This window comes from Algoriphagus hitonicola (assembly GCF_900113375.1).
Lineage (GTDB): Bacteria > Bacteroidota > Bacteroidia > Cytophagales > Cyclobacteriaceae > Algoriphagus > Algoriphagus hitonicola.
Genome location: NZ_FOPC01000003.1, coordinates 160,003 through 173,555, shown reverse-complemented (window position 1 = coordinate 173,555; position 13,553 = coordinate 160,003). Strand labels below are relative to the sequence as shown.

11 protein-coding genes are annotated in these 13,553 nt (G+C 43.1%); 10 read left to right on the top strand and 1 reads right to left on the bottom strand.

Features of this window, described 5'->3' with window-relative positions:
* Positions 1-10 precede the first annotated feature (10 nt).
* From pdeM to BM043_RS05565, 10 genes are all read left to right on the top strand, one after another.
* Positions 11-670 carry a ligase-associated DNA damage response endonuclease PdeM gene (gene pdeM, locus BM043_RS05610; RefSeq protein WP_092789657.1) on the top strand — a complete coding sequence of 220 codons (660 nt, stop codon included), beginning with the start codon at positions 11-13 and terminating at the stop codon, positions 668-670.
* A 51-nt stretch (positions 671-721) separates the two neighbouring features.
* Positions 722-1,612 (top strand): cell division protein FtsX, encoded by an 891-nt coding sequence (locus BM043_RS05605; protein ID WP_092789655.1) that lies wholly within the window; start codon positions 722-724, stop codon positions 1,610-1,612.
* 47 nt (positions 1,613-1,659) lie between these two features.
* Positions 1,660-1,827: a hypothetical protein gene (locus tag BM043_RS19465; protein ID WP_177188426.1), complete on the top strand. Its 168-nt coding sequence runs from the start codon at positions 1,660-1,662 to the stop codon at positions 1,825-1,827.
* 17 nt (positions 1,828-1,844) lie between these two features.
* Complete coding sequence (gene truB / locus BM043_RS05595) at positions 1,845-2,531, top strand: tRNA pseudouridine(55) synthase TruB (RefSeq protein ID WP_092789652.1); 687 nt, start codon at positions 1,845-1,847, stop codon at positions 2,529-2,531.
* Positions 2,518-3,441 (top strand): bifunctional riboflavin kinase/FAD synthetase, encoded by a 924-nt coding sequence (locus BM043_RS05590; protein WP_092789650.1) that lies wholly within the window; start codon positions 2,518-2,520, stop codon positions 3,439-3,441. Before truB ends, BM043_RS05590 begins: the two co-directional genes overlap by 14 nt.
* A 10-nt stretch (positions 3,442-3,451) precedes the next feature.
* The gene (locus BM043_RS05585; RefSeq protein ID WP_092789648.1) at positions 3,452-4,147 is read left to right on the top strand and encodes a CoA transferase subunit A; all 696 of its coding nucleotides are present in this window, start codon (positions 3,452-3,454) and stop codon (positions 4,145-4,147) included.
* A 24-nt stretch (positions 4,148-4,171) separates the two neighbouring features.
* Positions 4,172-4,828, top strand: coding sequence for a 3-oxoacid CoA-transferase subunit B (locus tag BM043_RS05580; RefSeq protein ID WP_092789646.1), 657 nt, complete (start codon positions 4,172-4,174; stop codon positions 4,826-4,828).
* Between the two features lie 58 nt (positions 4,829-4,886).
* Entirely contained in the window at positions 4,887-5,225 is a 339-nt protein-coding gene (gldC, locus tag BM043_RS05575) for a gliding motility protein GldC (RefSeq protein ID WP_092789644.1), read from the top strand.
* Between the two features lie 317 nt (positions 5,226-5,542).
* A complete protein-coding gene (locus BM043_RS05570; protein WP_092789642.1) occupies positions 5,543-8,431 on the top strand; it encodes a TonB-dependent receptor in 2,889 nt (962 codons plus the stop codon).
* Positions 8,432-8,443: 12 nt separating this feature from the next.
* The gene (locus tag BM043_RS05565; protein WP_092789640.1) at positions 8,444-9,910 is read left to right on the top strand and encodes a hypothetical protein; all 1,467 of its coding nucleotides are present in this window, start codon (positions 8,444-8,446) and stop codon (positions 9,908-9,910) included.
* Positions 9,911-9,989: 79 nt separating this feature from the next.
* Here BM043_RS05565 and BM043_RS05560 read toward each other — a convergent pair whose 3' ends face one another.
* Entirely contained in the window at positions 9,990-13,382 is a 3,393-nt protein-coding gene (locus BM043_RS05560) for a HEAT repeat domain-containing protein (protein WP_092789934.1), read from the bottom strand.
* Positions 13,383-13,553 lie beyond the last annotated feature (171 nt).

Below are 13,553 nucleotides of genomic sequence, written 5' to 3'. Positions count from 1 at the left end.
ATTCAATTCATTGAACCAAGTTCAAATAACCCATCAAAAGACAGAATTAACACTTTTAAAAGAAAAAGGGCTTTGGATTTCCGCTCTGAGCAGTTTATTTATCGCAGATTTACATTTTGGAAAAGCAGCTCATTTTAGAAAATCCGGAATTCCTATCCCTGAACCCATCCATTCCCAAGATTTAGAAAAACTGGATTTCTTGATCCGTAAATACCAACCTTCAGATATTTATTTTTTGGGGGATTTGTTTCATAGTGATTGGAATGATCAATGGGGAATTTTAATGGATTTTTTTCAGCAATTTTCAGTCATTCATTTTCATTTGATTCAGGGAAATCATGACATCTTGCCAAAATCGGTATATGCCTCTTCCCCCATAAAAGTACACCAACAGCCTATCCATCTTGGGGATTTTACTTTGTCCCATGAGCCACTTGAGGAGATTTTGCCCAATCAATTGAATATTTGTGGGCATATTCACCCCGGAGTCAGACTACGAGGCTTGGCCCGGCAGTCCCTTCGGATTCCCTGCTTTTATTGGGATCAGAATCAATTGATTTTACCCGCCTTCGGAAACTTTACGGGTTTAGCGATAATGAATAAAACACCCACTTCGAAAATATTTGGGGTTACCGAAAAAAAAGTCATCCCAATCCTTTCCGAATTTTAGATTGGCAAAATCCTTGGGGATGGTTAGCTTTGATAAGAATTTTGAAAAACTATGGCAAACTACCCTCGGAAGAAAAAACGATTGGGGCATTTTAAATTTGGAAGCGTACTCTTCAGTACCACCCTATCCCTTTTTATAGTGGGGCTTTTTGGAGTCATATTGATTCAGGCCAAAACGCTGACTTCCATGATTCGTGAAAATGTCGAAGTACAGCTTTTTCTGGACAAAAACCTCAGCGATGATCAAATCAGTCAAATCGAGAGTAACCTATCCAGTAGGTCGTTTATTCTTCGCAAAGCTGATACCTTGAATCTTCGGTTTATCAGTAATGCCGAGGCTGCGGAGACTTTCATCGAAAGCACTGGAGAGGATTTTACCAAGTTTCTAGAGGACAATCCACTTCGGGATAGTTTTGTAATCACCATTTCAGAAGAATTCCAGACAGCAGAACAACTCGAAGAAATTGCCGTCGAACTGGAGGCAATTCCCGGAGTATTTGAAGTCTCGTACATGACAGATTTGGTGGATTCTATCAATAAAAACCTGCTCAAGGTTAGTTTGGTCATGGGCGGTTTTATTTTGATTCTGATCATTACCGTCATCATGCTGATCAATAATACTATCCGGCTGGCCCTGTTTTCCCAGCGTTTTCTGATTCGCTCCATGCAGCTGGTCGGAGCTACTCGGGGTTTTATTCGAAAACCCTTTCTTCTGCGTTCCTGGATTTTTGGAATGCTTGCTGGTTTGATTGCTTCTGGTATTTTATTTATTCTGATCACTTATACCCAATCCGCAATTGAGGGATTTGCCTTGCTGCAAAATCAAGAACTTCTGATCCTTTTATTCGGTTCATTGATAGTCGTAGGCGGTTTTCTTTCGCTACTGAGTACCTTGCGGGCTGTCAACAAATATTTAAACATGTCACTTGACGAACTTTACTAATCATGAGCAAAGCTTCTTTTCCCTTTTCAAGAAAAAATTATAAACTAATGTTCATTGGCATAGGCTTAATCTTATTGGGTTTTACGCTGATTTGGTTGGATCCTGAGCCACATGGTCGTGGAGTTTTGGGGCTTACGATTGGTCCTTTGGTGACCCTATCCGGATTTATTTTTGAGTTTTATGCGATTTTTGCAAAAACAGAAGATAACGCCTAAAGCTCATTTTCACTATTATGCAGGAAGAACCTTACGGTGAATTCTTTTTGGTCAATAAACCTCTTGAATGGACATCTTTTGACGCTGTCAAAAAAATTCGTAATGCTTTAAAGATAAAAAAAGTGGGCCATGCGGGAACCCTGGACCCCTTGGCGACGGGTCTCTTGATTGTTTGTGCAGGTCGGATGACCAAGCAAATCGACAAGTTCATGGGACTGGAAAAAGAATATACGGGTACTTTTAAAATCGGAGAGACCACCGAATCTTTTGATTTGGAAAAACCGGTTCAATTCGTCGCTGATCCCAGCCATATCACCCAAGAACAAGTTGAAAAAGCCATAAAAAATCTGACTGGCGAAATTCAGCAAATCCCTCCGATGCACTCTGCCATCAAGGTGGACGGCAAACGCGTCTATGAATCCGCAAGAGCCGCTAAATCCGTAAAAATGGAACCTCGAACGGTTTTTGTCCGTGAGTTTGAACTGGTTCAATTCAAGGACCATGAAATCAGCTTTAGGATTTCCTGCTCTAAAGGAACCTACATTCGAAGTCTGGCAAGGGATCTGGGAGAAATACTCGGAGTGGGTGCCTATATGAGTAGTCTCTGCAGAACAAGGATTGGATCTTATTTGCTTTCGGATGCAAAGGAACTTCCAGAGTTAATCGAAGAACTAAAAGCCAGAAATACCCATGAAAATATATGAAGGACTTCAGGATTTTGGTACTGTTACCAATCCAGTAGTGACTAGTGGGACTTTCGACGGAGTTCATTTAGGACATCAAAAAATCTTGCTTCGGCTGAAAGAAATAGCCAAAGCTATCGGTGGAGAAACGGTTTTACTTACTTTTTGGCCACATCCCCGATTGGTGCTTTATCCTACCGAGCACAACTTGAGACTATTATCGACTTTTGAAGAAAAGGCCAAACTGCTCAGGGATTTTGGAATAAATCATTTGATTTCGATACCTTTTACTAAAGAGTTTTCGCAATTGAGTTCCCGGGAGTTTATTAAAGAAGTAATTGTCAAAAAAATTGGCACCAAAAAGCTGGTTATCGGTTATGATCATCGCTTTGGCAAAAATCGGGAAGGGAGTTTTGATTACCTTCAGGAAAATAGCTCAGAGTTTGGCTTTGAACTGGAAGAAATCAGTCGTCAGGATGTGGATGCCATTGGGGTGTCGAGTACCAAAATCCGTCGAGCTTTGGAGACTGGGGACGTCCATACGGCCAACCAATACTTAGGTCGTCCCTATGAATTGAATGGTTTGGTGATCAAAGGCCAGCAAATCGGTCGATCCATCGGTTTTCCAACGGCTAATATTCATATTCCCAACGATTATAAGTTGATCCCCAAGGATGGGGTGTACGCTGTTAGGGCGATGGTATCGGGACAGGTTTATAATGCCATGCTCAATATCGGAAATCGTCCCACCGTAGATGGCAGCAAAAAGACAGTGGAGGCACATCTTTTTGATTTCTCAGGAGACCTCTATGACCAGCAGATTACGATTTACTTAGAATTCTATTTGAGAGAAGAGCGAAAATTTGAGAACTTAGCTGGACTGAAAGCACAGTTGCTGATCGATCAAGAAGAAGCAAAATCACGACTATAAACCCAAAATTATGATCAATAAAACTGTAAATGACGCCCGGGAAGCGGTATCGGATATACCTAGCGGGGCTTTTTTGATGATGGGGGGATTTGGACTTTCGGGTATTCCCGAAAACTGCATTACTGCCCTACTCGAAAAACCGATTAATGAGCTCACCATCGTCTCAAACAATGCCGGAGTGGATGACTTTGGGATTGGCCTATTGCTCAGGAAGAAAATGGTCAAAAAAATGATCTCCAGCTATGTGGGAGAAAATGCGGAGTTCGAACGACAATTGCTCAGCGGTGAGTTGGAGGTTGATCTGATTCCTCAAGGTACGCTTGCTGAACGGGTTCGTGCAGGAGGTGCTGGAATCCCAGCATTTTTCACTCCAGCAGGTGTAGGAACTGAAGTGGCCGAAGGCAAAGAGGTTCGCGAATTTGATGGTAAAAAGTACCTGTTGGAATCTTGGCTTAGAGCAGATTTTTCTTTGGTCAAAGCCTGGAAAGGTGATACTGCGGGAAATTTGATTTTCAAGGGTACTGCGCGCAATTTCAACCCGATGATGGCTCCGGCTGGCAAGATTTGTATCGCTGAAGTAGAAGAACTGGTTCCCGCTGGGGAGCTTGACCCCAACCAAATTCATACGCCGGGAATCTACGTGCAGCGGATCTTTCAGGGAAAAGATTACGAAAAGCGAATCGAGCAACGAACTATCTCCAAATGATTTTTTCACTTAAACAAAACTCAAATGCTCAGTAAAGAACAAATAGCCCAACGAATAGCCAAAGAAGTCAAAAACGGTCAATACATCAATCTAGGGATTGGTATTCCGACTTTGGTAGCCAATTATATTCCCGATGATTTGGAGATTGTCCTACAATCCGAAAACGGTCTTTTGGGGATCGGTCCTTTTCCGAAGGAAGAAAATATCGATCCTGATCTGATTAATGCCGGAAAACAAACCATCACCATGGTCAAGGGTTCGGCTTTGTTTAGCTCTGCTGAATCTTTTGCCATGATTCGTGGTGGGCATGTACACTTGACGATCCTCGGGGCCATGGAGGTTTCCGAAAACGGAGATATCGCCAATTGGAAAATACCCGGTAAAATGGTCAAAGGCATGGGCGGTGCGATGGATTTAGTGGCATCTGCCGAAAATATCATCGTAGCCATGCAGCATGTTTCTCGTGATGGTTCTTCTAAACTTTTGCCTGAATGTACGCTGCCGATTACCGGTATTCGCTGTGTGAAAAAAATAGTGACAGATTTGGCAGTATTGGAAATTGACCCATCTGGAGGGTTTATACTTAAGGAGCGAGCTCCGGGAGTCAGCGTGGAAGAAATCCGGGACAAAACAGCCGGTAAATTAATTATTGAAGGAGAAATTCCTGAAATGACCTTCTAAGAATTTGATTTGGGGAACTGGGTTGAAGTTCCTCGGGTTACACTGAAAATTTTCGAAAATGAAAGAATCTGAAATTCAATTTAAAGTCCAGGTTGACGAAAGCAACCTTCCCAAAACTATTACTTGGAATGCCACCGATAAAGAAGGCGAAGGTCTTGAAAGTACCAAAAGCATCAGTTTAAACGTGTGGGATAACCTCAATCAAAGCACGCTGCGAATTGACCTCTGGACCGATGAAATGTCCGTAGCTGAAATGAAGCGATTTTATATAGATGTGATCGGCGGAATGGCTCAAACTATACTTACAAGTACGGGTGATGAATACATGTCTGAAGAAATGAAAGACCTCTGTGATCGATTGGTAAAGCATATTAATGAAGAAAACGCAAAGTCATAAGTTGATTTAAAACAAAAAGAATAAGGGTATGATAAATTTCATATCCTTTTTTTATGACCAATCGTTACCTATTTTTTTTAAGATTTATCAATAAATCCAATTTAACAATCAATTTTTATTAATAAATAATACTGATTTTTTAATTGTTTTCAGAATATCTGTGGAGTTTCCCTAATCCATCCCTCAGTCTCCATATTTTCTACTAATGAAATGCGGATTAAAAACCTTGTTTATTCAGTTTTTCGCATAAATTTCGACTAATATACAGGATCACCCTAGTTTCTGTATCAGATATTAATCTAACCCTGAAATAGCCTATGAGCACATTTACTCAAAAAATCAAGAGTACAGTGGCCACACTGACTCTGCTGGTTTCCTTGGGATGGGGAGCAGTTTTTGCCCAAACTACCTCCATCACAGGAACTGTAACCGACGCCGACAACAAGGAAACTTTGGTCGGTGTAAATATTATCGTAAAAGGAAAAGTAATCGGTACAATTACTGACTTGGACGGCAATTTTTCACTAAAAGTCAATCAAGCACCTCCGTTCACCTTGGTTTTTTCCATGGTAGGATATGCTGCTATCGAAGTGGAAATCACCGACTCAAAAACCACGGGCCTCAATATTGAACTCAGTGAGCAAACCATGCTGGGTCAGGAAGTGGTGATCTCTGCCTCACGGGTTGAAGAAAACATTCTACAGTCACCTGTTTCCATCGAGAAGATGGATGTGTTGGCGATTCGAGAAACTCCATCTGATACATACTACAAAGCCATCGCCAATCTTAAAGGTGTTGACGTCACAAGCTCATCGATTAATTTCCAAATCATCAATGCAAGAGGATTTAATTCTACAGGAAATACTCGATTCGTTCAATTGACAGACGGAATGGATACCCAAGCGCCTGCTTTGAATTTTCCGATAGGTAACCTAAATGGACCATCGGAGCTCGATGTAGAAAGTGTGGAGTTTATCCCAGGTTCTGCTTCGGCTCTTTATGGACCAAATGCATTTAATGGAATCTTACTAGTCAATAGCAAAAGTCCATTTGAGTATCAGGGATTCAGTGCTTTTTACAAGCAGGGTTTCAATCACTTTGGAGGACAAAATGGAGAACCAACCAGTCCGCAGCCTATGTATGAAGGCTCTATCCGATATGCAAAAGCCTTCAATAATAAATTTGCCTTTAAACTGAACGCTTCTTTTATGGAAGCGACAGACTGGTATGGCACGGATCAGACCGATCTAAACCCAAGTTTGCAAGGGGATCTCCCTTTCAATCCAGGTGCTAACCGTGTTCACGTTTTTGGTGACGAAGTGGCCAATAATATTGGATTGTTGAGAAATGTAGGAGCAATTCAAGCAGCCGCCAATCAATTGGGATTGGGAGGATACATCAGTAGTATTCCTGATCAGATTGTGTCAAGAACTGGCTATGACGAACGTCATTTGGTGGACTACGGAGCAAAAAACTACAAATTCAATACTGGACTTCACTACCGAATTAATGACCGATCAGAATTGTCCTATACGCTTAATTATGGTGCGGGAACCTCTGTCTATACCGGAGCTCAGCGGTATTCTTTGAGAAATTTTGAAATTAGCCAGCATAAACTTGAGTTGCGTGGAGATAATTACTTTTTGAGAGCTTATACTACCCGCGAAAATTCAGGTGAATCCTACATTGCCGATTTGACAGGAGTGAATATCAATGATATGTGGAAAAGCAATACCAATTGGTTTGGTGAGTATACCATCGCATACATGGCGGCACTTGCCCAACAAGGGGTGGCTCCAGGAGCATTTGGATCTCCAGAGCAGCAAGCCAATGCGCACGGCTTCGCCAGAGGAGCTGCTGATACTGGGCGGATTATGCCTGGTACACCTGAGTTTGAACAGGCTTCTAGAGAAGTACGGGCAGGGTTCATTCCTGAGGGATCGCTTTTCAATGATCAATCTAGAATGTACATGACAGAGGGTCAGTATGATTTCAAAAATGAAATCGATTTTATGGACCTTCAAGTCGGTGGATCTTATCGCGTATATGAATTGCGGTCCAACGGAACCATCTTCGCAGATGTAGAGGGAAATGATATCACAATCTCGGAGTATGGAGCTTTTGCCCAAGCTGGAAAAAAAGTGCTCAATGACAAGTTAAAATTGACGGGCTCGCTTCGTTACGATAAAAATGAAAATTTTGAAGGACAGTTTAGCCCAAGAATTTCAGGGGTGCTGACTCAAAACAATCACAATTTCAGACTGTCTTATCAAACTGGATTTAGAATGCCCACTACCCAAGGTCAGCACATTGATTTAAATGTGGTTTCTGCCCGTCTGATAGGTGGCTTGCCTTTCTACCGGGAAAAGTATGACATCTTTACCAATGCCTACACCCTGGCCTCTGTTGAGGAATATGTAGCTAGAGTTGGTTCAGGGTTGAGTCCAGTAGATCCGGCAGCTACTTCGGCTCTGCAGCCAGCCAATGAGGAGGATTTTCCGGCATTGAGACCCGAGCAGGTTCGATCCATTGAGGTAGGTTACAAGAGTTTGTTAAACAACAACAATATCCTGATAGACTTCGCTTACTACTACAATATCTACAGCGATTTCATCACTCAAAATGCGGTAAGAAAAGCTCCGGGACCTATTTTTCCAGTTCCTGCCAACGGTGATCAATTAGCTATCAACGCAGTCAATGCACCTTCCCTACTTACTCCAATTACGACACCGGGAAGTGAAAATACCTTTCAGACCTATACTAATTTCACGGGATCGGATGTGAAAGCTCACGGAGCAGCCTTAGGACTGACGTTTAATCTCCCAAGAAACTTTGTCCTTTCAGGAAATTACAATTTCAACAAACTCTTGACTGCGCCTGCCGAAGGATTCTTGAATGATTTCAACACTCCTGAACACAAAGGAAACATCACCTTTGGCAATCGAAAGGTTACGGATAATTTGGGCTTTAACGTTGCGCTACGATCTCAATCGGCATTCCGGTGGGAATCATCCTTTGCTAGAGGAGATGTCCCTGCAGTGACTACGGTAGATGCACAGATTAGCTATCGAGTTTCTTCGATGAAGTCCATCTTTAAATTGGGCGGATCAAATATTCTCAATAATCGATACTTCCTGAATTTTGGAGGTCCTACTATTGGCTCTATTTATTACTTATCGATCACTTTTGATGAGTTGTTTAGATAAAATTTCCCAACTATGAAAAATCTCAAAAAATATATACCACTTGTTGCCATGTCCATTTCTTTGGCGGCTTGTAATTATGAATTTCCCGAAACGCCCACGGTGGATCCCACATCGGGAGGTGCCGATTTTAGTAAAATGGTTGTGTTAGGTGACGGAATCGCGGCCGGCTTTATGGATGGAGCTTTGTACAATAGAGGGCAGCGCAATTCCTTTGCTGTGCAACTAGCAGAGCAAATGAAAGCAATCAACGGAGGAGAATTCAATGTGCCAGATATTAATTCGGGAAATGGCTTCTTTGGTTTCGGTCCTAACAATATTCCCTTGGGAAGATTAATCTTGCGTACATCAAATGGCTCGACTGCCCCTGCTCCAATCGGTCAGGGCGAATTACCCGGTCCTTATTCTGGAGATAAGGCTGCTTTGAACAATTTCTCAGTACCCAATATGACCTTGGGTTTGGCGTTGATTCCCCAGACTGGAGGACCGGATGTTCCACAAAATCCGGCATATAATCCATTTTATGCACGATTTGCTTCCAATCTAGGGACTTCTACCCCTGTTGGTGATGCTGCGGCTGCTTTGGCCAATGGTGGCACCTTTTTCACCCTTTGGCTGGGAAGCAGTGACGTGTTGGGTTATGCCGTAGGTGGCGCATCCAATCCCTCGATTCTAACCTCAGAAGGAGATTTTACAGGACGGTATTCTGCAGTGCTCGGAGCTTTGCTTCAAGCATCGCCAGAAGCCAAAGGAGCGGTGGCCAATATTCCGAATTTAAATGTATTACCCTATTTCAATCTCGTTCCTTGGAATGCTTTGCCATTAGATGCGCAGACAGCTGCTTTTGTCAATAGTAATTTTGCGGAATACAACGGTGGACTCCAGCAGTTGGAGGCTATGGGCGCTATCACCGCTGAGGAAAGAGCCTTGAGAACAGTTGAGTTTCAGGCTGGGCAAAATGGCTTTTTGATGAGTGATGAAGCACTGACTGATCTCACGCAATTTGGATTGCCTTCCATTCGTCAAAGCAACAGCTCGGATAAAGCAACACTTCCCCTCTCCCAAGCGTTGGGGCAATCGGTAAATGACAATCCACAATTGATCCGTGGGGTGAGTTTTCCAGTTGAAGATTCTTTTGTGTTGACATCTTCCGAGCAATTGGAAATTCAGAATTCAATTAATTTATTTAATTCAATCATTGAAGGTGCGGTTCAGGCAAATTCAGAGAGATTGGTTTTAGTCGATGTCAATGACCTACTTGACCGAGTTCTTGCAGGCCAGGTGAATTCTGGAGGACAGTCTCTGACAGCGAGCATCATTCCTCCAAACGGAGGTTTCTCAGTTGATGGAATTCACCCCAATGGCCGTGCGCATGCATTTGTTGCGAACGAATTTATCAACTCCATCAATGCTAAATGGGGATCTACTATTCCCCTTCTCAATCCCAATGCCGTGGTAGGAAATGATCTTCCTATTCAATAATTAAAAAAAACAACCACCAACCTAAATCGAAAAAGCCGCTCAATCGAGCGGCTTTTTCTTTTTCAAATATTGGCCTGGATTAATGTTCTCCTTCCAGTGTACTCAGGAAGCTAACCAAGTCACGGATTTCCCGTTTGCTTAGCCTACCCGCCAAGGTGGGCATACTGGATGCGGCAATTTTCTTGTCACTGATCTCAGAAGTTTTAAATGTCTTTTCTGGATCGGAGCCGACTTTTACAGTCACAGAATTTTCGGTTTCCTCCATCAACGTTCCATTGACTTCTTCACCATTTTCCAACTTAAGACTTACAAAACCATATCCTGGAGCCAGTCTGGCACTGGGATCGACCAAAGCAATCAATAATTCTTCCTTACTTAGTTTTTTGGCTACCCCATTTAATCTAGGTCCGGCATTTCCTCCCATATCGTCATAGGCATGACATCGGATGCATTGTGCAGTTTGATTTTGAAAGAAAATACTTCTACCAGCTCGTACACTTCCTTCTGCCAAAGCGCCCTCATACTTTTTCCATTCTTGATCCCCTGCTTTTTCAGCCAAAAGCTCCTCAAATTTATTCTGCAGAGTTTCCGATCCGGTTTTTTCCAAAGCTTCTTCTAGTTCCACCCAAGTGGCAGAAGGTAGATTTCCGCTTGAGAAAGCGCTAAAAATGGTTTCCCATTCGGTTAATTGATCAGAATCTTCCAGGTCACCAAGGGTCAACAGCGCACGTTGTTTTTCTGGATTGGTTCGTTTTTGAATAATATCCATCAAAAGGGCAACTTTTTGGTCTTTTGGCAAGGTAGTCTCTGAAAGTAAAGCCAATCCGCCAACTCTGACTTCCTGCCTTGAATCATTCATCGCAACAGTAATCGCTTCTGGTAAATTTTCGGCTTCCATGGCATTCAAAGCTTCCAATGCCTTAACTTTCACTTCTTCATTTGGATCGGATTTCACTTTTGCCAAAAGCAAATCTGCTGCATCAGTGGATTTAAGCTTACCGAGCGCTTGAGCAGATGCTTTTCGGATTTCAGCTTCTCCGCTGGAAAGAGTAGCTGTTAAAGCTGCTAAACTTTTCTCCCGAACGAGACTTCCATCACGCTCTACCGGACCACGATAGCGTCCATCTACCCGGTCTACGACTGATGGTTTGGTCCATGTGCCTATGATGGCCAAAGCCTCCAGTTTCATGGCTTCAGGAACTTGGTTTTTTGAGATAAAAGTCAACACATCATTGAGCTGCTGCTCACCTCCAAGCCGTTGATTGGCACTCAGAATTCTTCTCATTAAAGGTTCATTATCGAAAGGAGTGGTATTCAGCAAAGCGGCTAACTGAGGCATGGCGCCCTCAACCGAAAAGTCATCGTGAATCGCTCTCGCTGCTTCTGTGACGATTAGCTCATTTTCATCATTGAGGAATTTTGCCAGTTCAGGGCTTTCCAATCTTCTCAAACTAATCACTGCTCCCATTCGGACCGCATCGGATTCATGGCTAGCGAGATTTCCTAGCGTAGATTCATCTCCGATACGGGCAAGAGCCAAACTCGCCGCATGACGGAGGTAAGCATCCTCATCATTATTCGCGGCAAGTAATTCTATCAAAGATTCTGTAGCCTTACTTTCACTTGTCCTTCCCAGAGCTTCGGCCGCAAAAAACTGAACTCTGGCATTTTCATCCGACAGGTTTTCGATCAAAGGTTCTGCCGCTTTGTCGTATCGAATGTCTCCCAGCCACTTTGCAGCCTGTGCACGGATTTCGGGATCATTATCCTTTAAATAAGGAACCAAAGCCTCCGCCTGATTGATGTCCCCCATTCTTGCGATTTGGCTAATGCCTACAATGGCATGAATCCGGGCATATTGGTTTTGATCGTCAGCCAAAACTTCCTCAAAAATTTCAAGACCCTCTTCAGTTCTTTTGGCAAGCTCGAATTGTCCTTTTCTACGAACTCGAAGATCCTCATGGTAAAGCTTGGTTTTCAGCTCTTCTGGGGATAAACTGGCATAATCAGCTTTTAATTCCTGTTCGGAATCGGTTTGTAATTCCCAACCTTCAGCTTCTTCATCTTCCAACTTCCAGATTCGACCGTAGTTTTTGGTTCCCCAGCCATCGACCCAGTCAGCAAAATACAACTTTCCATCTGGGCCAAAATCCATTCCAGTAGGCAATACTCCTGATATGATACGCTCAGTTGACTTGAGTTCAAAACTTGCGCCTTTAGGCTCAAGGGTAAAGGCATGAATCCCCGAGTTGGCGGCATTACCGACAAATTCAACGATGAAGAAATGGTCTTTCCACTTTGGTCCCAATCCAGCTCCAGGGTTAAATACCATCCCTGTAGGACCAGAAACGTAGTTTGCAATCGGTGGTGTGATAAATGCGGCCTGTTCCTCCCATCGTGGAGTGAAGAGTTTTTCATCCATCCATACCTTGTAGGTATTGTTATCAGGGTCGCGGTATTTCCCAAATTGCCAGTTGATTCTCCAACCCGAATCCGATCCATTAGTCAAATAAACCAATCGCTCCTTTTCGCCGGCATGATCTCCATCATTATCCACGGAAATCAGGTTGTTGTAAGCATCAAATACAAACTCATGGGTGTTTCGCACGCCCATCGCATAAATCTCAAAATCCGATCCGTCAGGATTTGCACGGGCTATTACCCCACGGTTGGGGTATTTCCACTCTTTTCCATCCGGACCTTTTCCGTTGAAACCGATATCTCCGATTCCCCAGTATATTCTGCCATCAGGACCCATTTCCAGTCCTGACATGCCATGTGCACCGAAACCGATATGAATGCCATAGCCATGGGAAATGGATTCCTTTTTATCCATTAGGCCATCTCCATTCTCGTCTTCCAGTCTCCACATGTCCGGACCGACTCCTACGTAAAGTGCCTCCTCTCCCATCATCACGGCGCCTGCCACATCCGTGACTTCATCATTGAAGTCCTCAACGACCATTTGCGAGAAATCTGCCAGTCCATCTCCATCTGTATCCCGCAGCTTGAAAATCTGCTCTTTTTCGACTGTCATATCACGCCAGTCATGCGACCCATCGCCGTTTAGATCTTCAAGCCAAGTATTTTGCTCACTCCTTTCAGGAGAAAGTTCAGTTCGTAGAAATTCCCGCTTATCTTCAATATTCTGAAGGCTGATGGAGCGGATTTCCCAATCTTGATGACCACGGATATCAAATTCGGAATTCTTTTGCCGATTGGTGCGGGAATAAAAAAGATCGCCTTGATCTGTAATATGAATAGATATCGGATCAAAAACCAAGGAATCTACTCCCCAAGCGGACAACTTCAATCCGGGTTTTAAAACAGGATTGATTTCCGAACGGGCATTTTCGGCCTGACTTTCAAGAGCGGACTTTTCAAAGGTTTTGATCCGCAAATCCGTAGGCTCTTTTTGACAGGCAAATAGCAAAAATGCCGATGCGGCAAGAATGCTGTACTGTTTTTTCATGAGGTGCATAGGTTATTTTGAGCTAATGATTAATTGGCAAAATAATCATTTTTGAAAAAGTACTAAACCCATTCATAAAAATCGAAAAAACCAGCTGCCTTAAAAACAAAAATCCCGACCAGAAGTCGGGATTTTGTTCACTTTAACCACTAACAACCATAAAACAAAAAT

What these genes read in the sequence shown, in the direction of transcription:
- BM043_RS05560 (WP_092789934.1), bottom strand. Translation starts at nt 13,382, where the DNA reads ATGAAAAAACAGTACAGCATTCTTGCCGCATCGGCATTTTTGCTATTT.
- BM043_RS05580 (WP_092789646.1), top strand. Translation starts at nt 4,172, where the DNA reads ATGCTCAGTAAAGAACAAATAGCCCAACGAATAGCCAAAGAAGTCAAA.
- gldC (WP_092789644.1), top strand. Translation starts at nt 4,887, where the DNA reads ATGAAAGAATCTGAAATTCAATTTAAAGTCCAGGTTGACGAAAGCAAC.
- truB (WP_092789652.1), top strand. Translation starts at nt 1,845, where the DNA reads ATGCAGGAAGAACCTTACGGTGAATTCTTTTTGGTCAATAAACCTCTT.
- BM043_RS05605 (WP_092789655.1), top strand. Translation starts at nt 722, where the DNA reads ATGGCAAACTACCCTCGGAAGAAAAAACGATTGGGGCATTTTAAATTT.
- BM043_RS19465 (WP_177188426.1), top strand. Translation starts at nt 1,660, where the DNA reads ATGTTCATTGGCATAGGCTTAATCTTATTGGGTTTTACGCTGATTTGG.
- BM043_RS05585 (WP_092789648.1), top strand. Translation starts at nt 3,452, where the DNA reads ATGATCAATAAAACTGTAAATGACGCCCGGGAAGCGGTATCGGATATA.
- BM043_RS05570 (WP_092789642.1), top strand. Translation starts at nt 5,543, where the DNA reads ATGAGCACATTTACTCAAAAAATCAAGAGTACAGTGGCCACACTGACT.
- BM043_RS05590 (WP_092789650.1), top strand. Translation starts at nt 2,518, where the DNA reads ATGAAAATATATGAAGGACTTCAGGATTTTGGTACTGTTACCAATCCA.
- BM043_RS05565 (WP_092789640.1), top strand. Translation starts at nt 8,444, where the DNA reads ATGAAAAATCTCAAAAAATATATACCACTTGTTGCCATGTCCATTTCT.